Genomic DNA, 21852 nt, shown 5'->3' with positions numbered 1-21852 from the left:
CACCCTTGACGCAGATGCGCGGGGGTCGCAGGAGGCACCGTGCTCACCGCGTTCGCCCGGGCGTTCAGGACGCCCGACCTGCGCAAGAAGCTGCTCTTCACGCTCGGGATCATCGTCGTCTACCGGGTCGGCACGCACATCCCGATCCCCGGCGTCGACTACACGTCCGTTCAGCGCTGCGTGGACGAGGCTTCCGGCCAGCAGGGAATCTTCGGTCTGGTGAACATGTTCAGCGGCGGCGCGCTGCTGCAGATCACCATTTTCGCGCTGGGGATCATGCCGTACATCACGGCGAGCATCATCCTCCAGCTGCTGACCGTGGTCATCCCACGCCTGGAAGCCCTCAAGAAGGAGGGTCAGGCCGGCACCGCGAAGATCACGCAGTACACGCGGTACCTCACGGTGGCGCTCGCCATCCTGCAGGGCACGGGCCTGGTGGCCACCGCCCGCAGTGGCGCCCTGTTCTCCGGCTGCTCGGTCGCCTCGAGCATCGTCCCGGACCGCGCGATCTTCACCACGATCGTGATGGTCATCTGCATGACCGCCGGTACGGCCATGGTCATGTGGCTCGGCGAGCTGATCACCGACCGCGGCATCGGCAACGGCATGTCGATCCTGATGTTCATCTCGATCGCCGCGACGTTCCCCTCCGCGCTGTGGGCCATCAAGAAGCAGGGCACGCTGGCGGGCGGCTGGATCGAGTTCGGCACCGTCGTCCTGGTCGGCCTGGTCATGGTCGGCCTGGTGGTCTTCGTCGAGCAGGCCCAGCGCCGGATCCCCGTGCAGTACGCGAAGCGCATGATCGGTCGCCGGTCCTACGGCGGTACCTCGACGTACATCCCGCTCAAGGTGAACCAGGCCGGTGTGATCCCGGTCATCTTCGCCTCGTCGCTGCTGTACATCCCGGCCCTGGTCGCCCAGTTCTCCAGCGGTACGTCGGGCTGGAAGACGTGGATCGAGACCAACCTGACCAAGGGCGACCACCCGATCTACATCGCCACCTACTTCCTGCTGATCGTTTTCTTCGCGTTCTTCTACGTGGCTATCTCCTTCAACCCCGAGGAAGTAGCCGACAACATGAAGAAGTATGGTGGCTTCATCCCGGGCATCCGGGCTGGCCGGCCGACCGCTGAGTACCTGTCGTACGTGCTCAACCGGATCACCTGGCCGGGTTCGCTGTATCTGGGTCTGATCGCTCTCGTGCCGACGATGGCGTTGGTTGGTTTCAACGCAAACCAGAACTTCCCGTTCGGCGGGACCAGCATCCTGATCATCGTGGGTGTGGGTCTCGAGACGGTGAAGCAGATCGAGAGTCAGCTTCAGCAGCGCAATTACGAAGGGTTCCTCCGCTGATGCGAATCGTGCTCGTCGGGCCGCCGGGTGCCGGTAAGGGAACGCAGGCCGCGTTCCTGGCCAGGAACCTGTCGATCCCGCACATCTCCACGGGCGACCTGTTCCGGGCCAACATCAGCCAGCAGACGGAGCTCGGCAAGCTCGCGAAGTCCTACATGGACGCGGGCAACCTGGTGCCGGACGAGGTCACCATCGCGATGGCCAAGGACCGCATGGAGCAGCCGGACGCCGAGGGCGGCTTCCTGCTGGACGGCTTCCCGCGCAACGTGTCCCAGGCCGAGGCGCTCGACGAGGTGCTGCAGACCGAGAGCATGAAGCTGGACGCGGTGCTGGACCTCGAGGTCCCCGAGGAAGAGGTCGTCAAGCGGATCGCCGGGCGGCGGATCTGCCGCAAGGACTCCAGCCACGTCTTCCACGCCACCTACAGCCCGCCGAAGTCGGAGGGCGTCTGCGACGTCTGCGGCGGCGGGCTGTACCAGCGGGACGACGACACCGAGGAGACCGTCCGGACCCGGCTGGAGGTCTACCACACGCAGACCGAGCCGATCATCGACTACTACAAGGCGCAGGGCCTGGTCGTCACCATCTCCGCGCTCGGCAAGGTCGACGAGGTCACGGCGCGCGCCATGGACGCCCTCCGGCGCGACGAGGACGGCAAGTAGCGGCCTTCGCACCGCACGGTCGAGGACCGGTGCGGTGCGGCGCGCAGTCTGTGCAGAACGCCCGGCGGGTCACCCGCCGGGCGTTCTGCCGTCCGTGGCCCGGTCTCTCGGAAGGGGTGACGCCTCCGCCGCGTCGGCGTACATCCGTGCGTACGCGTATTGTGGAGCGTCGCGATACCAGTGGCCCAGGAGGCGCAGACCGTCATGGTGCAGATCAAGACCCCCGAGCAGATCGCCAAGATGCGGGCGGCGGGGCTTGTCGTCGCCGCCATCCACGCGGCGACGCGGGAAGCGGCGGTGCCCGGGGCGACCACGAAGGACCTCGACGACGTCGCCCGCAAGGTGCTGGCGGAGAACGGCGCGAAGTCGAACTTCCTGGGGTACGGCGGCTTCCCGGCGACCATCTGCACCTCGGTGAACGACGTGGTCGTCCACGGCATCCCCTCCGACGAGGTCGTCCTCAAGGACGGCGACATCATCTCCATCGACTGCGGTGCCGTCGTGGACGGCTGGCACGGTGACGCGGCGTACACCGCGTTCGTGGGCGGCGGCCATGCCCCGGAGCTGGTCGAGCTGTCCCGGGTCACCGAGGAGTCCATGTGGGCCGGGATCGCCGCGATGAAGCCCGGCAACCGGCTGGTGGACGTCTCTCGCGCGATCGAGACCTACATCCGCCGCCAGCCCAAGCCGGGCGGCGGCCGCTACGGCATCGTCGAGGACTACGGCGGCCACGGCATCGGCACCGAGATGCACATGGACCCGCACCTGCTGAACTACGTCGACCGCCGGCGGGGCAAGGGGCCGAAGCTGGTGCCCGGCTTCTGCCTCGCCATCGAGCCGATGGTGTCCCTCGGCACCCCGCGTACCGAGGTCCTCGAGGACGACTGGACGGTCATCACCACGGACGGCACGTGGTCCTCCCACTGGGAGCACTCGGTCGCGCTGACGGAGGAGGGGCCGCTGGTGCTGACCGCTCCCGACTGCGGCAGGGCGAAGCTCGCGGAGCACGGTGTGGAGGCCGCGCCCGATCCGCTGGCCTAGGGCGAAACACGCCCCGGCGTCGGTGGGCGGGGTGCCGCTTAAGGATCTCCCCGGTGGGGCAGACTTCTCGATTCGTGTTTCCGTCGGGGCTGACGTAGACTGACTCGTCGACTCTCGTGCACCCGCATGTCCGCATGCGCCCCTCGGGGAAAGGGTGGGGGAGTCGATCAAGGTAGTCGATTCGAAGGGCGAAGCGTGGCCAAGAAGCAAGGTGCCATCGAGATCGAGGGCACTGTCGTCGAGTCTCTTCCGAACGCCATGTTCAAGGTCGAGCTCCAGAACGGCCACCAGGTCCTGGCACACATCAGCGGCAAGATGCGTATGCACTACATCCGTATCCTCCCTGACGACCGGGTCGTGGTGGAGCTGTCTCCGTACGACCTGACGCGTGGCCGGATCGTCTACCGCTACAAGTAGATCTTGCCCAGGCTCCGTGCGCTCTCCCGCATGCGGAGTTGCCGGCAACTGACCCGGAGAACCTCACATCCCATGAAGGTCAAGCCGAGCGTCAAGAAGATCTGCGACAAGTGCAGGGTGATCCGCCGTCACGGTCGGGTCATGGTCATTTGCGAGAACCCGCGCCACAAGCAGCGCCAGGGCTGATCGCTCAGAGATCACACCCTCTGCATCACATCGCAGAGACTTCGCGCGACGCGAGCTGAATATGTTCATACGCAGGGCCCGGGCGGTCGCACCGCCTGACACCCCCGGTTCGGAGGCCGGGGACCCAGTCCGTACCAAATCTTCCGCAGTGAAGAGGACGGCGGCTGGGAGTCGGTCCTGTGGCAGACCTCCGAAGATCAAACTGGAGCCATTGAATGGCACGCGTTTCCGGTGTTGACATCCCGCGCGAAAAGCGTGTGGAGGTCGCCCTCACCTACGTGTTCGGCATCGGCCGGACCCTCTCCCAGGAGACGCTGGCAGCGACCGGCGTCGACCCGAACACCCGCGTTCGCGACCTCTCCGAGGAGCAGCTCGTCGCGATCCGCGAGTACGTGGACGCCAACATCAAGACCGAGGGTGACCTCCGTCGCGAGATCCAGGCCGACATCCGCCGCAAGGTCGAGATCGGTTGCTACCAGGGTCTCCGTCACCGTCGTGGTCTGCCGGTCCGCGGTCAGCGCACCAGCACGAACGCTCGTACCCGCAAGGGCCCGCGTCGCGCCATCGCCGGCAAGAAGAAGCCGGGCAAGAAGTAGTCCTCAGCGGACGCTCATCAGCGGTCTTCGCTGTAGGACCGACCACCTCCCGTAGGAGTTAATAGATGCCCCCCAAGGGACGTCAGGGCGCTGCCAAGAAGGTGCGCCGCAAGGAAAAGAAGAACGTCGCGCATGGCCAGGCGCACATCAAGAGCACGTTCAACAACACGATCGTGTCCATCACGGACCCGGCCGGAAACGTGATCTCGTGGGCCTCCGCCGGCCACGTCGGCTTCAAGGGCTCCCGCAAGTCCACGCCGTTCGCCGCGCAGATGGCCGCCGAGTCGGCTGCCCGTCGCGCGCAGGAGCACGGCATGCGCAAGGTCGACGTCTTCGTCAAGGGCCCGGGCGCCGGTCGTGAGACCGCCATCCGCTCCCTGCAGGCCACGGGCCTCGAGGTCGGCTCCATCCAGGACGTCACCCCGACCCCCCACAACGGCTGCCGTCCGCCGAAGCGCCGCCGCGTCTGACGCACGGTCGTCTCAGGTTTTTTCGGGTTTCGGGCGGCACGTCCTGTTCCAGGCGTGCCGCCCGTACCCTTGCAGTACCGAGTCGGGCGTCAAATAGCGGGCGCCCCTGACTGAAGGATTCATCCATGCTGATCGCTCAGCGTCCCTCGTTGACCGAAGAGGTCGTCGACGAGTTCCGCTCCCGGTTCGTGATCGAGCCCCTGGAGCCGGGCTTCGGCTACACCCTCGGCAACTCCCTTCGCCGGACCCTCCTGTCGTCGATCCCGGGTGCGGCGGTCACGTCCATCCGCATCGACGGCGTGCTGCACGAGTTCACCACCGTGCCGGGCGTCAAGGAGGACGTCACCGACCTGATCCTCAACATCAAGCAGCTGGTCGTCTCCTCGGAGCACGACGAGCCGGTCGTGATGTACCTGCGCAAGCAGGGCCCGGGTCTGGTCACCGCCGCCGACATCGCGCCCCCGGCCGGTGTCGAGGTGCACAACCCCGACCTGGTCCTCGCCACGCTCAACGGCAAGGGCAAGCTGGAGATGGAGCTGACCGTCGAGCGCGGTCGCGGCTACGTCTCCGCCGTGCAGAACAAGCAGGTGGGCCAGGAGATCGGCCGTATCCCGGTCGACTCCATCTACTCGCCGGTCCTCAAGGTCACGTACAAGGTCGAGGCCACGCGTGTCGAGCAGCGCACCGACTTCGACAAGCTGATCGTCGACGTCGAGACCAAGCAGGCGATGCGTCCCCGTGACGCCATGGCCTCCGCGGGCAAGACGCTGGTCGAGCTGTTCGGTCTCGCGCGCGAGCTGAACATCGACGCCGAGGGCATCGACATGGGTCCGTCCCCGACGGACGCCGCGCTCGCCGCCGACCTCGCCCTGCCGATCGAGGAGCTCGAGCTCACCGTCCGGTCGTACAACTGCCTCAAGCGCGAGGGCATCCACTCCGTGGGCGAGCTCGTGGCACGCTCCGAGGCCGACCTGCTCGACATCCGCAACTTCGGCGCGAAGTCGATCGACGAGGTCAAGGCGAAGCTGGCCGGCATGGGCCTGGCCCTCAAGGACAGCCCGCCCGGATTCGACCCGACCGCCGCCGCGGACGCCTTCGGCGCGGACGACGACGCGGATGCCGGGTTCGTCGAGACCGAGCAGTACTAAGAGCTCGGGACCGACTGCCGGTTCTTGGCTGCCGGCCCGCTGTGGCTGGTCGCGCAGTTCCCCGCGCCCCTATGGGGCGCGGGGTCTCCGACGAGCAAACCCGCTCGCGCGGACACTGACCCCGGTACCTGATACGGCCGGGGCAGACACCTAGGAGAAACACCATGCCGAAGCCCACCAAGGGTGCCCGTATGGGCGGCAGCGCCGCGCACGAGAAGCTCCTCCTCGCGAACCTCGCGAAGGCGCTGTTCGAGCACGGTCGCATCACCACCACCGAGGCGAAGGCGCGCAAGCTGCGTCCGTACGCCGAGCGTCTGGTCACCAAGGCGAAGAAGGGCGACCTTCACAACCGCCGTCAGGTGCTCCAGGTCATCACGGACAAGAGCATCGTGCACACGCTCTTCACCGAGATCGGCCCGCGCTACGAGAACCGTCCCGGTGGCTACACCCGCATCACCAAGATCGGTAACCGTCGTGGCGACAACGCGCCCATGGCCGTCATCGAGCTGGTCGAGGCGCTGACCGTCGCGCAGCAGGCGACGGGCGAGGCCGAGGCCGCCACGAAGCGTGCGGTCAAGGAGTCCGAGGAGGCCAAGGTCGAGGAGACCAAGGCCGACGAGGCTCCGGCCGAGGAGTCGAAGGACGCGTAAGCGTTCTGCGGGGGCTGTGCGTTCGCGGCCGCGGGTCCACCGTGGCCGGTCGCGCGGTTCCCCGCGCCCCTCGGGGCGATCGCGGGCCCGTTTTCCTCGAGGAGCGGGCCCGCTTTTGTGTTGCTGAGAGGATCTGTACGTGAGTGACGAAGCACAGCCCGGGTTCGTGCGGGTACGGCTGGACCTGTCCTACGACGGCGCCGAATTCTCCGGATGGGCCAAGCAGGCCGGTGGACGGCGGACCGTGCAGGGGGAGATCGAGGACGCGCTGCGGACCGTCACCCGCTCGGGCGGGACGACGTACGAGCTGACCGTGGCCGGGCGCACCGACGCCGGGGTGCACGCGCGGGGCCAGGTCGCCCATGTCGATCTGCCGGAGGCGGTCTGGCGCGAGCACCACGAGAAGCTGCTGAAACGGCTCGCCGGGCGGCTGCCGAAGGATGTGCGGGTGTGGGCCCTGCGGGAGGCGCCGAGCGGGTTCAACGCGCGGTTCTCGGCGATCTGGCGGCGCTACGCCTACCGGGTCACCGACAACCCCGGGGGCGTGGATCCGCTGCTGCGGGGGCATGTCCTGTGGCACGACTGGCCGCTCGACGTGGACGTCATGAACGAGGCGGCCCGGCAGCTGCTGGGCGAGCACGACTTCGCCGCGTACTGCAAGAAGCGGGAGGGCGCGACCACCATCCGCACGCTCCAGGAGCTGAGTCTGACGAAGGGCGACGACGGGATCGTCACCGCCACCGTCCGGGCCGACGCCTTCTGCCACAACATGGTGCGTTCGCTGATCGGGGCGCTGCTGTTCGTGGGCGACGGGCACCGCGGCCCGGAGTGGCCCGCCAAGGTGCTCGCGGCCGGCGTGCGGGACTCGGCCGTGCACGTCGTGCGGCCGCACGGGCTGACGCTGGAGGAGGTCGGCTACCCGGCGGACGAGCTGCTCGCCGCGCGCAGCAGGGAGGCGCGCAACCGGCGGACGCTGCCCGGGGCCGGGTGCTGCTGACCCCGGCCGCGGTGCCGCGTGGCCCCGGGCCGGCCGGTCAGCTGTTGGCGGCCGCCGACGCCTGGGCCTCGCCGCGGCGGCGGAGCTGCTGGAACGCGAACTCGGCCAGGTCGTCGCCGGTGGTGAAGACGGCGGTGTCCTTGGTGGTGACGTCCTTGCCGTTCGCGAAGCCGGTGATCGTGAAGTAGGCGTACCGGCCGTAGGAGTTGGTCGTGGAGCGGCAGATCGCGCCGTTGCAGAAGGCCTTGACGCCCCCGCCGGCGAGGGCCTTGACGATGCTCTTGCCGTCGGACTGGCTCTTGACCTTGGAGGCCTGTGCCTCGGTGTCGAAGACGGCCACGCCGACCGTGACCGCGATGCCGTCGCGGGTGTAGGTGACCCGCATGACGCGCGTGCAGCCGTTGGCGGCGAGGATCTTGCCCAGGGTGCCCGCGGCGCCCGTGGCGCACGAGGTGCTGTCGGCCTTCGCGCCCTTCTTGTACACGGCCGGGCCCATGGTCAGCTGCCGGCCGGGGAAGAGCAGGTCCGGCCCGTTGGGCGCGGTGTCCTTGGCCTTGCTGGAGACGAACTCCTTCGGGTCCAGCGGGGGCGGGGCGGTGGTCGGCGCGAACGACGGGGTGGTGGACGCGCTCGGCAGGTCGGCGGTCGCGGGCAGCGAGGACGTGGGCCGGTTGGCCTTGTCGTCGCCGTTCGCCGACACCACGCCCATCGCCACGGCGGTGCCGATGCCGAGCGTGGCCAGCGCGCCGCCGCCTATGAACAGCAGCCGGCGGCGCCTGTTGCGCGTCTCGGACGCCTCGGCGAGCGCGGCCCAGTCCGGGGTGCTGCCGTCATCGCCGGTGCCCCACGGCTGCTGGGAGTTCGGTTTCCACGGATCCCACTGGGACTGAGGTCCCCCCTGCCCATAGCTCATGGGGCGCATCTTAGACGGGGTGCGGGGTGTGCTGTTCCGTGCCGACGGGTAGCGGTTACCCCGGGATTCCAGGGCGAGGGGCGGGCAAACACGACATCTCCGGGTGCTTGGTGCGCCGTTCTCCCAGGCCGTCCCCGGACATGTGGCGCGGGCCACTTCGGAGGGGTGTTTCCGGCGCCCGGCGGGCTCGTTTTGACCCCGCCATGGAGACGCGGGTATCCTGCATCTTCGTTGTGTATTGGCGCGCTCTTCTCACGGGACGGGCCCTTACACCGGTCCACCGGGCCGATGACCAGCGACCAGCACGCGGTATGCGTCACCGCAGTGCGGTCTCGGCTGTCGTGATCGTCTTCGGTGACCTTGTCAGGACCAATTCACTGAAGAAGCGAAGGCTACGAACCGTGCGTACGTACAGCCCCAAGCCCGGCGATGTGACGCGCCAGTGGCACGTCATCGACGCTCAGGACATCGTCCTGGGCCGTCTCGCCACCACTGCCGCGTCCCTCCTCCGGGGCAAGCACAAGCCGATCTACGCGCCCCACGTCGACACCGGTGACTTCGTCATCATCATCAACGCCGACAAGGTGCACCTCTCCGGCAACAAGCGGACCCAGAAGATGGCGTACCGCCACTCCGGGTACCCGGGCGGTCTGCGCTCCGTGCGCTACGACGACCTTCTCGCGAACAACCCCGAGAAGGCCGTCGAGAAGGCCGTCAAGGGCATGCTCCCCAAGAACACGCTGGGCCGTCAGATGCTCTCGAAGCTGAAGGTCTACAAGGGTGACGTGCACCCGCACGCGGCACAGCAGCCCGTGCCGTTCGAGATCACCCAGGTCGCGCAGTAATTCCGGCCACACCCCTAGCTGAAAAGAACTGAGGAGAACCGTGGCCGAGACCACTGCCGAGCAGCCGCTCGAAGAGACCGAGCTCGTCGACATCGAGAGCTACACCACCGAGTCCGAGGTCCCCGTCGAGGGTGAGTACACCTCGGAGTCCCTGGCCTCCCGCTTCGGCGAGGCCCAGCCGGCGGCCGGCCTGGGCCGTCGCAAGAACGCCATCGCCCGCGTCCGGATCGTTCCGGGCTCCGGCAAGTGGAAGATCAACGGGCGCACGCTCGAGGACTACTTCCCGAACAAGGTGCACCAGCAGGAAGTCAACGAGCCCTTCAAGGTGCTCGAGCTCGACAACCGCTACGACGTCATCGCCCGTATCTCGGGTGGCGGTGTCTCCGGTCAGGCCGGTGCGCTCCGTCTCGGTGTCGCCCGCGCGCTGAACGAGGCCGACGTCGACAACAACCGCGGCGCCCTCAAGAAGGCCGGCTTCCTCACGCGTGACGACCGCGCGGTCGAGCGCAAGAAGGCCGGTCTGAAGAAGGCCCGCAAGGCCCCGCAGTACAGCAAGCGCTAAGCTTCGCTGCCTGTCCGTACGTATCCCGGAGCGGGACTTTCGCCTCGCTCGTTACGTACTCCGAACGCCCCGGCGGCACGCCACAGTGTCGTCGGGGCGTTCGTTTTATCGCAGCCGTGGGCGTATAACGGCACAAGGTGCTCAAAGGCTTGTGCGATGAGCTGCCCGTGGCGTCGAATGCCTGGATGCGGGAGCGGCCGCAGGCCGGCTGACCGGCGACCGGGCCCGCAGGCCCTGGAAACTGACGCTTCCTCAGGAGGACAAGTGGGACGACTCTTCGGCACGGACGGCGTGCGCGGTGTCGCCAACGCGGATCTGACGGCGGAGATGGCCCTCGGCCTGTCCGTCGCGGCGGCGCACGTGCTGGCCGAGGCGGGCACCTTCGAAGGTCACCGACCGGTGGCCGTCGTCGGACGGGACCCGCGCGCGTCCGGGGAGTTCCTGGAAGCAGCCGTGGTGGCGGGTCTGGCCAGTGCGGGCGTGGACGTGCTGAAGGTCGGCGTACTGCCGACGCCGGCGGTCGCGTACCTCACCGGCGTGCTCGGAGCGGACCTCGGCGTGATGCTCTCGGCCAGCCACAACGCCATGCCCGACAACGGGGTGAAGTTCTTCGCCCGCGGCGGTCACAAGCTCGCCGACGAGCTCGAGGACGCCATCGAGACCGTCTACGAGGAGCACCGCACCGGCGCGCCCTGGGACCGGCCGACCGGCGGCGGCGTCGGTCGCGTGCGCAACTACGACGAGGGGTTCGACCGGTACGTCGCCCACCTCGTCGCCGTCCTGCCGAACCGGCTCGACGGGCTGCGGATCGTCCTCGACGAGGCGCACGGCGCTGCCGCGTGGGTGTCTCCGGAGGCGTTCACCCGGGCCGGCGCGGAGGTCGTGACCATCGGCGCCGAGCCGGACGGGCTCAACATCAACGACGGCTGCGGGTCGACCCACCTGGACAAGCTCAAGGCCGCGGTCATCGAGCACGGCGCGGCCCTCGGCATCGCGCACGACGGCGACGCGGACCGCTGCCTCGCCGTGGACCACACCGGTGCGGAGATCGACGGCGACCAGATCCTCGCCGTGCTGGCGCTCTCCATGCGGGAGCGGGGCGTGCTGCGCTCGGACACCGTGGTGGCGACGGTCATGTCCAACCTCGGCTTCAAGCTGGCCATGGAGCGCGAGGGGATCCACCTCGTGCAGGCCGCGGTCGGCGACCGCTATGTGCTCGAGGAGATGAAGGAGCACGGGTACGCGCTCGGCGGCGAGCAGTCCGGGCACGTGATCATCCTCGACCACGCGACGACCGGCGACGGCACGCTGACCGGGTTGCTGCTGGCGGCTCGCGTCGCGGAGACGGGGCGGTCGTTGTGTGAGCTGGCCTCCGTGATGGAACGGCTGCCGCAGGTGCTGATCAATGTGCCCGACGTCGACAGGTCCCGGGTCGGGGACTCGGCCGAGCTGGCGGCCGCCGTCGGCGAGGCGGAGCAGGAACTCGGCTCCACCGGGCGGGTGTTGCTGCGGCCTTCCGGGACCGAGCCGTTGGTACGGGTGATGGTCGAGGCGGCGGACATCGATCAGGCTCGGGCTGTCGCGGGGCGGCTGGCGGATGCCGTGAAGTCGGCGCTGGGTTAGCCGAAGGCGGGCCGGGCTGATTGCGCAGTTCCCCGCGCCCCCGAGGGCTGGGTTCTGTGTGTGGTGGGGTCTGGGTGTGTTGTGGCTGGTCGCGCAGTTCCCCGCGCCCCTTGGGGGCCTGGCCCGGGCGGGGTTGGGCGGTGCGGGTTTGTTGTGGCTGGTCGCGCAGTTCCCCGCGCCCCTGAGGGGGCTGGTGTGGGCGGGGTCGGGTGGGTGGGGGGTGTGGCTCAGTGTTGTTTTGACCAGGCCCATTTCTGGATCAGGAGGGTCAACGTTCCCGCCAGGATGATGCCCAGCAGGTTCAGGAGCAGTTGCTGCGAGGAGCGCAGGGTCTGGTGGGTGTCGCCGTAGACCAGGGCCACTGCCGCGTTGGCGGCGGCTGGAACAGTGGTCACCGAGATGGCGACGCCGACCAGCGCACCCGACTTCGCGGACGTGAGCGAGAGTGTGCCGGCGGCTCCGGCGAGGACGGCCACCACGAAGGAGAACCAGTCCGGGGCATAGACGAACCCCGTGTTGGGCCGGTCCGCCTCCAGTTGGGCCTTGCTGAACAGGCCGACCGCGTCCATGAAGAGGCTGAAGCCGACGGTCGTCGCCATCGCCACCGCGAAGCCGACCAACAGGGCGATCAGCGAGCGCGCGGCGAGGCGGGGGGCGCGCTGCACGATCGCCGTGCAGACGCCGGCCAGGGGGCCGAACTCCGGGCCGACCGCCATCGCGCCGACGATGAGGATCGCGTTGTCGAGCACCACGCCGCAGGCCGCGATCATCGTGGCCAGCGTGATGAAGGCGAGGTAGGTGACGGAGAGCGTCGAGTCCTCGTGGGTGGCGTCGGTCAGGTGCTCCCACAGCACCGCGTCCGCGCCCTCGCCGGGGGCCTCCGCCTCGGCCTTGTCGGCGCGCAGGGAGAGCGACAGGTCGATGTTCTCCACGGCGATCGAGCCGGTCTCCTCCAGGCCCAACTCCTGGAGTGCGGACAGGAGTTCGTCGCCTGCCTCGCGGGCCACGTCGCACAGGACGACGTCGCCCGACGGGTTGCGGGCGGCCCGGGGCAGGACCACGAGGTGGGTGGCCCCGACGGTCCGCTCGATCAGACGGACCACGTCGTCGGTCCGCTCCGCCGGGGTGATCAGACGCAGGTGCAGCATGGGGGCAGGGTAGCCGTCAGAGTTTGCGCAGGCGCAGCCGCTGGACCTTGTGGTCGGGTCCCTTGCGGACCACGAGGCCGGCCCGGCCGCGGGTGGGGGCGATGTTCTCCACCAGGTTCGGCTTGTTGATGGTGCGCCAGAGCGTGCGGGCGTAGTCGAGGGCCTCCTCCTCGGAGACCTGGGTGTACTTGCGGAAGTACGAGTCCGGGTTCTGGAAGGCGGTCTGACGCAGTTTGCGGAACCGGCTGAGGTACCAGCGCTCGATGTCCTCGGTGCTCGCGTCGACGTACACGCTGAAGTCGAAGTAGTCGGCGAGGCCGACGCGGGTGCGGCCGTCGCTGCCGGGCAGGGCGGGCTGAAGGACGTTCAGGCCCTCGACGATGAGGATGTCGGGGCGGCGGACGGTGAGCCGGCGGTCCGGCATGATGTCGTAGATCAGGTGGGAGTAGACGGGGGCTGTGACCTCGTCCTTTCCTGCCTTGATGTCGGCGACGAAGCGGGTCAGCGCGCGGCGGTCGTAGGACTCGGGGAAGCCCTTGCGGGACATCAGGCCGCGGGCTTCGAGTTCGCGGGTGGGCAGCAGGAAGCCGTCCGTGGTGACCAGTTCCACGCGCGGGTGCTCCGGCCAGCGGGAGAGCAGCGCCTGCAGCAGACGGGCGACCGTCGACTTGCCGACGGCGACGGAGCCGGCGACCCCTATCACGAAGGGGGTGCCGGACTGTGAGCCCTTCTCGCCCAGGAAGGTGTTCAGGGCGCCGCGCAGGCCGTCGGTGGCGCCGACGTAGAGGTTGAGGAGACGGGAGAGCGGGAGGTAGATGTCCCGCACCTCGTCTAGGTCGATGACGTCGCCCAGTCCGCGCAGCTTCTCGACCTCCTCGGCGGTCAGCGGCAGCGGGGTCTTCTCCCGCAGCGCGCTCCACTCGGATCGGGTGAGGTCGACGTAGGGAGTCGCCTCCGGCCTGTGCCGGTGGGCGCTCCGGGGTATCGGGGAGACCGGAGAGATCACAGTCCATTGTTAACGGAGTTCGAACGGGATGGTGGGTGGGGTCCGTCACGCCGCGGACGGGCAGCGGCGTGAGCCTGCGGCCAGGGGTGCGGACGGGGTGCTCCTACGGGGGCGGGAATTTCCGGAATCGGGCACGTGAAGGCTCTTTCGGGGCGGGGATCGGTCGTAGGCTGCCGCGCATGTGCGGAATCGTGGGATACGTGGGGTCTCAGTCGGCGCTCGACGTCGTGATGGCCGGACTGAAGCGGCTGGAGTACCGGGGGTACGACTCGGCGGGTGTCGCCGTGCCGGCCGACGGAGGGCTCGCCGCGGCGAAGAAGGCGGGCAAGCTCGTCAATCTGGAGAAGGAGCTCACGGAGCGGCCGCTGCCGGCCGGGACGACGGCCATCGGGCACACCCGGTGGGCCACGCACGGCGGGCCCACCGACGTCAACGCCCATCCGCATCTCGACAACGCGGGCCGTGTCGCCGTCGTGCACAACGGGATCATCGAGAACTTCGCGGAGCTGCGCGCCGAACTGGCCGAGCGGGGCCACGAACTGCTGTCCGAGACCGACACCGAGGCCGTCGCCCACCTGCTCGCCGAGGAGTTCTCCGTGACCTCCGACCTGGCGGAGGCGATGCGGCTGGTGTGCCGGCGGCTGGAGGGCGCGTTCACGCTGGTCGCGGTGCACGCGGACGAGCCGGACGTGGTGGTCGGGGCGCGCCGCAACTCGCCGCTGGTGGTGGGTCTCGGCGAGGGCGAGGCCTTTCTCGCCTCGGACGTCGCCGCGTTCATCGCGCACACCCGGTCGGCGATCGAGCTGGGCCAGGACCAGGTGGTGGAGCTGCGCCGGGACGGGGCGACGGTCACCGGGTTCGACGGCCGTCCGGCCAAGGTGCGGTCGTACCACGTCGACTGGGACGCGTCGGCGGCGGAGAAGGGGGGTTACGACTACTTCATGCTGAAGGAGATCTCCGAGCAGCCCAAGGCGGTGGCCGACACCCTGCTGGGACGCATCGACGCCGGCGGCTCGCTGACCCTCGACGAGGTGCGCATCCCCGCGCGGGAGCTGCGGAAGATCGACAAGATCGTCGTCGTCGCCTGCGGAACGGCCTTCCACGCGGGGCTGATCGCCAAGTACGCCATCGAGCACTGGACGCGCATCCCGTGCGAGGTCGAGCTGGCCAGCGAGTTCCGCTACCGTGACCCGATCCTGGACCCGCGCTCCCTGGTCATCGCCATCTCCCAGTCCGGCGAGACGATGGACACGCTGATGGCGTTGCGGCACGCGCGGGACCAGGGGTCGAAGGTGCTCGCCATCTGCAACACCAACGGCTCGACCATCCCCCGTGAGTCGGACGCCGTGCTCTACACGCACGCGGGGCCGGAGGTGGCCGTCGCGTCCACCAAGGCGTTCCTGACCCAGCTGGTGGCGTGCTACCTGGTCGCCCTGTATCTCGGGCAGGTGCGCGGCACCAAGTGGGGGGACGAGATCCGGGCCGTCGTCCGGGACCTCGCGCGGATCTCCGGCGAGGTGGAGCGGGTGCTGGAGACCATGGAGCCGGTGCGGGAGCTGGCCCGGTCGCTGGCCGGCAAGGACACCGTGCTGTTCCTCGGGCGGCACGTGGGCTATCCGGTCGCGCTGGAGGGTGCGCTCAAGCTGAAGGAACTGGCGTACATGCACGCGGAGGGTTTCGCGGCGGGGGAGCTGAAGCACGGGCCGATCGCCCTCATCGAGGAGGACCTGCCCGTGGTGGTGGTCGTGCCCTCACCGCGCGGGCGGTCCGTCCTGCACGACAAGATCGTCTCCAACATCCAGGAGATCCGGGCGCGGGGGGCGCGGACCATCGTGATCGCGGAGGAGGGGGACGAGGCGGTCGTGCCGTACGCCGACCACCTCGTGCGGATCCCCGCCACGCCGGTGCTGCTGCAGCCGCTGGTAGCGGCGGTGCCGTTGCAGGTGTTCGCGTGCGAGCTGGCGACCGCGCGGGGCAACGAGGTGGACCAGCCGCGCAACCTCGCGAAGTCGGTCACCGTGGAGTAGAGGTCGCCGGGGAGCGCGGGCCGGCCGGCGGGGAGTGGCGGCCGGCCGCCGGGGAGCAGGGACGCTCGCGCGTGGGGGGTGGGGGCGCATCGCGTGTCCGCCCCCCACGCACGCGGTGGTCAGCTCCGGGTGCGGCGCCTGCGGGCGGCGAACAGCTTCCAGGTCGCGAGGAGCAGCGGCAGTTCCATGATCCAGAGGCCGGTGACAGCGTCCCACTCCGGGTCCGCCAGCGCGGACTCGTCGGCGGTGACGACCCCGCACAGCACACCCCAGGCCGCCGCGAGCAGGCCCACCAGCCAGAGGGCGGCGGTCCAGCCCCGCACCGAGCCGCCGGCTCCGGCCGCCCGGGCCGCCGGGGGCCGCTTGCGCGGCTGCGGGATGTGGTCGGGTTCACGGGCCGGCATCCGCACGATCGCCTCGCCGGGCACGGCCGCGTCCAGCGCGGCGATGCGGTCCGGTGTGACGCCCTTGTACAGGGTCGGCTCCACGGTGACCGAGAAACCGTCGAGGCCGGTGAGGGTGCGGGCGCCGTCGGGGCGCGCGGTCATCGCCGCACAGGCGTCGTAGGAGACGGTGACCGGCCCCCTGGGGGTGAGCAGGCTGACGCCCTGCGCGCCGATGACCAGGGTGACGTCCTCGTTCTCCAGGGACCGGTGGCGGGTGCCGGTCACGGCGGCCGTCGAGAACTGCGGGGCGAGGGTGAGGCCCGCCCAGTCGACGGCCCGGCCCGGCACCTGCAGCAGCGCGGTGTCCCACGCCTGGCGGGCGACCTCGTGCAGGTCCTGCGTGGTCACCGCGTTCAGCTCGGCACGGTGCTGGTCGGGGGTGAGGATGCGGTGCCCGAGCAGCAGGCTCAGCGCGTACGAGGGGAGCACCGCCGCGCCGAGGTCGGGGGCGTCGTACACCTTGAGGAGCTTGCCGCGGACGGAGTCCAGCTCGGTCTGCTCGATGCGGCCCGCGCGCAGCCGGGCGAGGGTGTCGACGAAGCCGCCGACCACCGCGTCCTGCTTCTGCGGGAGCGCGTCGGCGTAGGCGGTGAGGGTGGCGGACTCGGCGTCGCGCGGGCTGTAGTCGGCCTCCGCGGAATAGGAGTAGCCGCCCTCCTGGCGCAGGTCCTGGAAGAGGGCCCGGCCGAGGACGTCCGCGAAGACACTGGCCGCGGTGGAGCGGCGCAGCACCGAGGTGAGGACCACGTGTCCGTCGTCGCCGCTGATGTACGCGGGGGTGACGGGCAGGGCGCTGGTCGCGGCCGGGGCGGGGAGGCGGGAGCCCCGGGGGAGGGTCAGGTCCAGGCCCTCGGGGACATGGTCGCTGGTGATCCACAGCACCGCGTTGTCCCTGGTGAAGCGGGTCTCAGCCCAGTGGCGGACCTGGTCGGGGGTGAGGCTCCAGGTGCCCAGTTCGTTGTAACTGGACAGTCCGTAGCCCTGGGCGCCGTACCGCCACAGCGGCATCTGGTGGTGGGGCCCGCCGCCGCGGCCGGCCGCCTCCGTGCGGAGGATCTCCCGTTCGGTCTCCAGCCGCTCCATCGGCAGGTCCCGCAGCCCGGCGCACACGCTGTTCAGGTACTCGACCACCTCCTCCTCGCTGCCCTGCACGTGGAAGAGGGTGTACGCGTTCGCCGTCGCGCCGTTGTAGTGCAGGTCGGACAGGCCCAGGCGGTGCAGGGCGAGGTGTTCGACGAGGTGGGTGACGCCGGCGGTGGCCAGCGTCTCGTCGGCGCGGCCCACCCGGAAGAAGAGACCGGCGGTGATCTCCTTGCCGGAGGCGGGGGCGTAGAGGGTGGGCACGCCGTTCGTGGTGGTGTGCGAGACGAGGCCCTCGAGAGCGGCGAGGCCGTCCAGGCCGTCGACGTCGTCGTGCTTGTTCAGGTTCGTGGTCATCGGGCGCCGCCTCCACGGGATTCCAGCGCGGCCTTGCGGAAGCCGAGGAACGCCGACTTCCGGTCGGGCAGGTACTGCCACGGGTATTCCGTGGCGCGGTCGCCGAGGAAGGCGAAGTGCGGGGCCGCGTCCGCGTAGTGGCCGCCCAGCGAGAAGGCGAACGCGAACGCGCTGTGCGCGCCGACCGAGTTCCAGTCGGGCCGGTGGTCGGGGTGCAGCACGGAGACCTGCGCGGCGAAACGCAGGTCGTCGCGGACCGGCACGCCCCGCAGGTACGCGGCGTCCTCGCCGCTCGGCAGGTCCAGCCAGTGCTCGATGTGGGCGAGGGCCACCACGGCGGCGGAGTTCGAGCCGTCGGGGGCACCGGTCGCGCACTCCCGGGCGAAGCCGTGCGCAGCCTCCCAGGAGCCGCCCCACTTCGGGCACACCTGCTGCAGCAGCTGGGTCTGCGCGCGGTAGTGGTGCGGGTGGTGCGCGGACAGCCGGTCGTAGCGGCGGCGCGCCTCGGCCTGCCCCAGCTCCAGACCGCGCGCGGTCGTCAGCCGGACGGTCCAGGCGGGGGCGTACGAGGGCTGCTCGGCGCACACCTCGATCAGCAGCCGCTCGGCCCGCCGCAGCCAGTCGTGGAACTGGCTGAACTGATCCTGCGAGACGTCCTTGGCGCGGGCGCCGCTGCGGATGTCCCAGCCGATGTACACGTACCGCTCGGCGAGCAGTGTGCGAGGCAGCGGGTCCGCGGGTGATTCGGCCGCCGCCCGCTCCAGGAAGCCCTCGACGCCGGCGGTGTCGGCGAGGAGGCTGGCGGCCGAGGAGATCTCGCCGACGGAGCCGAGCCCCGCGAAGTAGGCCCGTACGGCCGGCCAGTCCCCCGCCTGCGCGGCGGTGCGCAGCGGGATCAGCTCGGGTGTGTTGTCGTACGGGTCGAACGTCGGCCCCGAAGAGCCCATGAGTCCGCCGCTGGTCATGCTGCTGGTCTTGCTGGTCATGCCCCCGCCCCCTGGCGTCGCCTCCGCGGCGCGCGGGCTGGCCCCCCAAGGCGCGCGGCGGTGAAAGTCCGCTGTGAAACTCTGCTGTCGACTTGACGTGATGTGACGCGATCAAGTCGCCGCAGGCTAGCACCAGGTGGTGACAGCGAGGCCCTAGGGTGCTGGGCATGAGCATCATCGGGGTCGGTATCGACGTGGCCGAGATCGAGCGCTTCGCGGCGTCCATGGAACGGACACCCGGGCTCGCCGGGCGGCTGTTCCTGCGGAGCGAGTTGCTGCTGCCCAGCGGGGAGCACAGGGGCATGGCGTCGCTGGCGGCCCGGTTCGCGGCGAAGGAGGCCCTCGCCAAGGCGCTCGGGGCCCCGCCCGGCCTGCTGTGGACCGACGCCGAGGTGTACGTCGAGGAGAACGGCCGGCCCCGGTTGCGGGTGCGGGGGAGCGTCGCCGCCCGGGCGGCCGAACTGGGCGTACGGGCATGGCATGTGTCGCTGAGTCACGACGCGGGCGTGGCCTCGGCGGTGGTGGTGGCCGAGGGGTGAGGCGCGCGGGTGCGGCGAAGGGGGAGACCGGGGCAGACTCGAGCCTATGCGTACTGCCCACAGTGTGGAGACCGTCCGTCGTGCCGAGCGGGAGCTGATGGCCCGGGTCCCGGAAGGGGCCCTCATGCAACGGGCCGCCGCCGGACTCGCCGCCGCCTGCGCCGATCTGCTGGGCCGGGTGTACGGACGCCGGATCGTGCTGCTGGTCGGCAGCGGGGACAACGGGGGCGACGCCCTGTACGCCGGGGCGCGGCTCGCCCGGCGCGGGGCCGGGGTGACCGCCGTGCTGCTCGCGCCCGGGCGGACCCACCCCGGGGGGCTGACGGCGCTGCGCCGGGCCGGCGGCGCGACCGCGGCCCCCGACGGGGCAGGCGACCCGGTCCGCCGTGCCGACCTGGTGCTCGACGGCGTCGTCGGGATCGGCGGCAGGGGCGGTCTGCGGCCGGCGGCGGCGGACGTTGCCGCGCTGGTCGGGCGGTCCCGGGCCCTCGTCGTCGCCGTCGACCTGCCCAGCGGCGTCGACGCCGACACCGGAGAGGTGCACGGGAGCGCGATGCGCGCCGACCTCACCGTCACCTTCGGCACGCACAAGCCGGCGCTGCTGGTCGATCCCGCGCGCGAGTACGCCGGTTCGGTGCGGCTCGTCGACATCGGTCTCGCCGGTCACCTGCCCGCCGTACCCGAGCTGGAGGCGCTGCAGCACGCGGACACGGCCGCCCTGCTGCCGGCGCCGGGTGGTGAGAGCGACAAGTACCGGCGGGGCGTCGTCGGGATCGCCGCCGGGTCGGCCCGGTATCCGGGCGCCGCGGTGCTCGCCGTCGCGGGAGCGCTGCGCGGCGGGGCGGGGGCGGTGCGGTACGTCGGTCCGGCCGGGGACGCGGTGCTCGCGCGGTTCCCCGAGACGCTCGTGTCCGAGCGGGGCCCCGCACACGCCGGACGGGTGCAGGCCTGGGTCGTCGGTCCGGGCGCCGGGGACGACGCGGCGACGGTCGCGGAGGTGCTGGCCGCCGACGTGCCCGTGCTGATCGACGCCGACGGACTGCGGCTGGCGGACGCCGACGTGGTGCGGGGGCGTGCCGCGCCGACGCTGATGACGCCGCACGCCGGGGAGGCGGCCGCGCTGCTGGGTGTGGCGCGCGAGCAGGTGGAGGGGGCCCGGCTGGCCTCGGTGCGGGAGCTGGCGGCGCGCTACCGGGCGACGGTGCTGCTGAAGGGGTCGACGACGCTGGTCGCCGACGCGGGCGGCGAGGGCCCGGTGCGGGTCAACGCCACCGGGACGCCGTGGCTCGCCACGGCAGGCAGCGGGGACGTGCTGTCGGGACTCGCGGGCTCGTTGCTGGCGGCCGGGTTGGGGGCGCTGGACGCGGGCAGCGTCGGGGCGTACCTGCACGGCCTGGCGGGCCGGTACGCGGCGGACGGGGCGCCGGCCGGGGCGCACGACGTGGCCGAGGCGATCCCGCGTGCCTGGCGGGACGTGTGCGACTGAGGCGGCTGCCGGAGGCGGCGGCCCCGGTGTGCGCCGCCTCCCGGGTCGCCGTGCGGGGGCGTCGGCCCGGTGCCGGGAGCGCCGTGCGGCCGCTCTGCGACACTGGGCGCGATGAGTGAGACTGCCAAGCCGCCCGCCGCCCCGCCGCGCGCCCGTGCCGAGATCGATCTGGCCGCGCTGCGGGCCAACGTGCGTACCCTGCGCGCCAAGGCGCCGGGCGCGGCGTTCATGGCCGTGGTCAAGGCGGACGGATACGGACACGGGGCGGTCCCCTGCGCCCGCGCCGCGGTCGAAGCCGGCGCCGGGTGGGTGGGCGTCGCCACGCCCGAGGAGGCCCTCGCGCTGCGCGCGCACGCCGGACTGCCCGCGGACGTCCGGATCATGTGCTGGCTGTGGACGCCGGGCGGGCCCTGGCGGGAGGCCGTCGACGCCGGCCTCGACGTGTCGCTGAGCGGACTCTGGGCGCTGCGGGAGGCAGTCGAGGGCGCACGGGCCGCCGGGCGCGCCGCCCGGGTGCAGCTCAAGGCCGACACCGGGCTCGGACGCAACGGATGCCAGCCCGCCGACTGGCCCGAGCTGGTCGGGGAGGCGCTGCGCGCCGAGCGCGAGGGACTGGTGCGGATCACCGGCCTGTGGTCGCACCTCGCCTGCGCCGACGAACCGGGGCACCCTTCCGTCGCCGCCCAGCTCGACCGGTTCCGCGAGATGGTGGCGTACGCCGAGCGGCAGGGCGTCCGGCCCGAGGTGCGGCACATCGCCAACTCGCCGGCCGCGCTCACCCTCCCCGAGACCCACTTCGACCTGGTCCGCCCCGGGATCGCGATGTACGGCCTCTCGCCCAGCCCCGAGCTGGGCTCCTCCGCCGACCTCGGACTGCGGCCGGTGATGACTCTCGCGGCCTCGCTGGCCCTGGTGAAGCACGTCCCCGGCGGGCACGGCGTGAGCTACGGCCACCACTACGTCACCCCGGGTGCGACGACGCTCGGGCTGGTGCCCCTCGGGTACGCCGACGGCGTGCCCCGGCACGCCTCCGGAACCGGCCCGGTGCTGGTCGGCGGCAAGTGGCGGACGGCCGCCGGCCGCATCGCGATGGACCAGTTCGTCGTCGACCTCGGCGGCGACGACCCCGGCCCCGGCGCGGAGGCGGTCCTCTTCGGGCCGGGCGACCGCGGCGAGCCCACGGCGCAGGACTGGGCGCAGGCGGCCGGAACCATCGGGTACGAGATCGTCACGCGCATCGGATCGCGCGTTCCCCGCGTCTATGTGAATGAGTGACCGGACCGGGTAACCCGCAGTCAGTGCACGGACATCGGC

General features: G+C 70.9%; 22 protein-coding genes. 17 read left to right on the top strand and 5 right to left on the bottom strand.

Annotated features, from left to right (window positions below):
- Window positions 1–39: 39 nt before the first annotated feature.
- From secY to truA, 10 genes are all read left to right on the top strand, one after another.
- Entirely contained in the window at window positions 40–1353 is a 1314-nt protein-coding gene (gene secY, locus C6376_RS05645) for a preprotein translocase subunit SecY (RefSeq protein ID WP_107442409.1), read from the top strand.
- A complete protein-coding gene (locus tag C6376_RS05640; RefSeq protein WP_107442407.1) occupies window positions 1353–2015 on the top strand; it encodes an adenylate kinase in 663 nt (220 codons plus the stop codon). Before secY ends, C6376_RS05640 begins: the two co-directional genes overlap by 1 nt.
- Window positions 2016–2219: 204 nt before the next feature.
- A complete protein-coding gene (gene map / locus C6376_RS05635; protein ID WP_107448794.1) occupies window positions 2220–3056 on the top strand; it encodes a type I methionyl aminopeptidase in 837 nt (278 codons plus the stop codon).
- 195 nt (window positions 3057–3251) lie between these two features.
- Window positions 3252–3473, top strand: a complete 222-nt coding sequence (gene infA, locus C6376_RS05630; protein WP_003948620.1) for a translation initiation factor IF-1 — start codon at window positions 3252–3254, stop codon at window positions 3471–3473.
- A gap of 72 nt (window positions 3474–3545) precedes the next feature.
- The gene (gene rpmJ, locus C6376_RS05625) at window positions 3546–3659 is read left to right on the top strand and encodes a 50S ribosomal protein L36 (protein ID WP_003998809.1); all 114 of its coding nucleotides are present in this window, start codon (window positions 3546–3548) and stop codon (window positions 3657–3659) included.
- Window positions 3660–3874: 215 nt separating this feature from the next.
- Window positions 3875–4255 (top strand): 30S ribosomal protein S13, encoded by a 381-nt coding sequence (rpsM, locus tag C6376_RS05620; protein WP_020132619.1) that lies wholly within the window; start codon window positions 3875–3877, stop codon window positions 4253–4255.
- A 65-nt stretch (window positions 4256–4320) separates the two neighbouring features.
- Entirely contained in the window at window positions 4321–4725 is a 405-nt protein-coding gene (rpsK, locus tag C6376_RS05615; RefSeq protein WP_010354218.1) for a 30S ribosomal protein S11, read from the top strand.
- A gap of 125 nt (window positions 4726–4850) precedes the next feature.
- Window positions 4851–5873, top strand: a complete 1023-nt coding sequence (locus tag C6376_RS05610) for a DNA-directed RNA polymerase subunit alpha (RefSeq protein ID WP_003966937.1) — start codon at window positions 4851–4853, stop codon at window positions 5871–5873.
- A 164-nt stretch (window positions 5874–6037) separates the two neighbouring features.
- Window positions 6038–6523, top strand: coding sequence for a 50S ribosomal protein L17 (gene rplQ / locus C6376_RS05605; RefSeq protein WP_107442405.1), 486 nt, complete (start codon window positions 6038–6040; stop codon window positions 6521–6523).
- A 139-nt stretch (window positions 6524–6662) separates the two neighbouring features.
- On the top strand, window positions 6663–7520 hold the full coding sequence (truA, locus tag C6376_RS05600) for a tRNA pseudouridine(38-40) synthase TruA (protein ID WP_107442403.1): 858 nt from the start codon (window positions 6663–6665) through the stop codon (window positions 7518–7520).
- Between the two features lie 37 nt (window positions 7521–7557).
- Here the strand turns inward: truA and C6376_RS05595 are convergent, their stop codons facing one another.
- A complete protein-coding gene (locus tag C6376_RS05595) occupies window positions 7558–8433 on the bottom strand; it encodes a hypothetical protein (protein WP_107442402.1) in 876 nt (291 codons plus the stop codon).
- Between the two features lie 401 nt (window positions 8434–8834).
- On the opposite strand from C6376_RS05595, the gene rplM reads away from it, so the two are divergent.
- From rplM to glmM, 3 genes are all read left to right on the top strand, one after another.
- Window positions 8835–9278 carry a 50S ribosomal protein L13 gene (rplM, locus tag C6376_RS05590; RefSeq protein ID WP_020132189.1) on the top strand — a complete coding sequence of 148 codons (444 nt, stop codon included), beginning with the start codon at window positions 8835–8837 and terminating at the stop codon, window positions 9276–9278.
- Between the two features lie 40 nt (window positions 9279–9318).
- The gene (gene rpsI / locus C6376_RS05585) at window positions 9319–9840 is read left to right on the top strand and encodes a 30S ribosomal protein S9 (protein WP_107442401.1); all 522 of its coding nucleotides are present in this window, start codon (window positions 9319–9321) and stop codon (window positions 9838–9840) included.
- Between the two features lie 264 nt (window positions 9841–10104).
- The gene (gene glmM, locus C6376_RS05580; protein ID WP_107442399.1) at window positions 10105–11463 is read left to right on the top strand and encodes a phosphoglucosamine mutase; all 1359 of its coding nucleotides are present in this window, start codon (window positions 10105–10107) and stop codon (window positions 11461–11463) included.
- 227 nt (window positions 11464–11690) lie between these two features.
- Here the strand turns inward: glmM and C6376_RS05575 are convergent, their stop codons facing one another.
- Both C6376_RS05575 and coaA read right to left on the bottom strand, forming a co-directional pair.
- Window positions 11691–12611 carry a DUF389 domain-containing protein gene (locus tag C6376_RS05575; RefSeq protein WP_107442397.1) on the bottom strand — a complete coding sequence of 307 codons (921 nt, stop codon included), beginning with the start codon at window positions 12609–12611 and terminating at the stop codon, window positions 11691–11693.
- Window positions 12612–12627: 16 nt separating this feature from the next.
- A complete protein-coding gene (gene coaA, locus C6376_RS05570; RefSeq protein WP_107442396.1) occupies window positions 12628–13617 on the bottom strand; it encodes a type I pantothenate kinase in 990 nt (329 codons plus the stop codon).
- A gap of 179 nt (window positions 13618–13796) precedes the next feature.
- Between coaA and glmS the strand changes: the two genes are divergently transcribed.
- Window positions 13797–15644: a glutamine--fructose-6-phosphate transaminase (isomerizing) gene (gene glmS / locus C6376_RS05565; protein WP_107442394.1), complete on the top strand. Its 1848-nt coding sequence runs from the start codon at window positions 13797–13799 to the stop codon at window positions 15642–15644.
- A gap of 119 nt (window positions 15645–15763) precedes the next feature.
- Here the strand turns inward: glmS and C6376_RS05560 are convergent, their stop codons facing one another.
- Entirely contained in the window at window positions 15764–17527 is a 1764-nt protein-coding gene (locus C6376_RS05560) for a pitrilysin family protein (protein WP_107442393.1), read from the bottom strand.
- Window positions 17524–18513 (bottom strand): hypothetical protein, encoded by a 990-nt coding sequence (locus tag C6376_RS05555; protein WP_107442392.1) that lies wholly within the window; start codon window positions 18511–18513, stop codon window positions 17524–17526. The genes C6376_RS05560 and C6376_RS05555 overlap by 4 nt, the downstream gene beginning before the upstream one ends.
- 167 nt (window positions 18514–18680) lie before the next feature.
- On the opposite strand from C6376_RS05555, the gene C6376_RS05550 reads away from it, so the two are divergent.
- From C6376_RS05550 to alr, 3 genes are all read left to right on the top strand, one after another.
- On the top strand, window positions 18681–19052 hold the full coding sequence (locus tag C6376_RS05550) for a holo-ACP synthase (protein WP_107448793.1): 372 nt from the start codon (window positions 18681–18683) through the stop codon (window positions 19050–19052).
- A gap of 46 nt (window positions 19053–19098) precedes the next feature.
- Window positions 19099–20538, top strand: coding sequence for an NAD(P)H-hydrate dehydratase (locus tag C6376_RS05545; protein ID WP_107442390.1), 1440 nt, complete (start codon window positions 19099–19101; stop codon window positions 20536–20538).
- Window positions 20539–20649: 111 nt separating this feature from the next.
- Window positions 20650–21813 (top strand): alanine racemase, encoded by a 1164-nt coding sequence (gene alr, locus C6376_RS05540; RefSeq protein WP_107442389.1) that lies wholly within the window; start codon window positions 20650–20652, stop codon window positions 21811–21813.
- Window positions 21814–21852: the final 39 nt, after the last annotated feature.

Origin of the sequence: Streptomyces sp. P3 (assembly GCF_003032475.1) — a bacterium.
Lineage (GTDB): Bacteria > Actinomycetota > Actinomycetes > Streptomycetales > Streptomycetaceae > Streptomyces.
The sequence above is the reverse complement of the archived record's forward strand: the minus strand, read 5'-3'. Positions and strand labels throughout refer to the sequence as shown.

Coding starts and splice junctions, on each gene's coding strand:
- C6376_RS05555 (WP_107442392.1), bottom strand. CDS start 18,513: ATGACCAGCAAGACCAGCAGCATGACCAGCGGCGGACTCATGGGCTCT.
- C6376_RS05560 (WP_107442393.1), bottom strand. CDS start 17,527: ATGACCACGAACCTGAACAAGCACGACGACGTCGACGGCCTGGACGGC.
- C6376_RS05595 (WP_107442402.1), bottom strand. CDS start 8,433: ATGAGCTATGGGCAGGGGGGACCTCAGTCCCAGTGGGATCCGTGGAAA.
- rpmJ (WP_003998809.1), top strand. CDS start 3,546: ATGAAGGTCAAGCCGAGCGTCAAGAAGATCTGCGACAAGTGCAGGGTG.
- C6376_RS05545 (WP_107442390.1), top strand. CDS start 19,099: ATGCGTACTGCCCACAGTGTGGAGACCGTCCGTCGTGCCGAGCGGGAG.
- C6376_RS05640 (WP_107442407.1), top strand. CDS start 1,353: ATGCGAATCGTGCTCGTCGGGCCGCCGGGTGCCGGTAAGGGAACGCAG.
- rpsM (WP_020132619.1), top strand. CDS start 3,875: ATGGCACGCGTTTCCGGTGTTGACATCCCGCGCGAAAAGCGTGTGGAG.
- C6376_RS05550 (WP_107448793.1), top strand. CDS start 18,681: ATGAGCATCATCGGGGTCGGTATCGACGTGGCCGAGATCGAGCGCTTC.
- alr (WP_107442389.1), top strand. CDS start 20,650: ATGAGTGAGACTGCCAAGCCGCCCGCCGCCCCGCCGCGCGCCCGTGCC.
- map (WP_107448794.1), top strand. CDS start 2,220: ATGGTGCAGATCAAGACCCCCGAGCAGATCGCCAAGATGCGGGCGGCG.
- rplQ (WP_107442405.1), top strand. CDS start 6,038: ATGCCGAAGCCCACCAAGGGTGCCCGTATGGGCGGCAGCGCCGCGCAC.
- C6376_RS05610 (WP_003966937.1), top strand. CDS start 4,851: ATGCTGATCGCTCAGCGTCCCTCGTTGACCGAAGAGGTCGTCGACGAG.
- rpsK (WP_010354218.1), top strand. CDS start 4,321: ATGCCCCCCAAGGGACGTCAGGGCGCTGCCAAGAAGGTGCGCCGCAAG.
- glmS (WP_107442394.1), top strand. CDS start 13,797: ATGTGCGGAATCGTGGGATACGTGGGGTCTCAGTCGGCGCTCGACGTC.
- C6376_RS05575 (WP_107442397.1), bottom strand. CDS start 12,611: ATGCTGCACCTGCGTCTGATCACCCCGGCGGAGCGGACCGACGACGTG.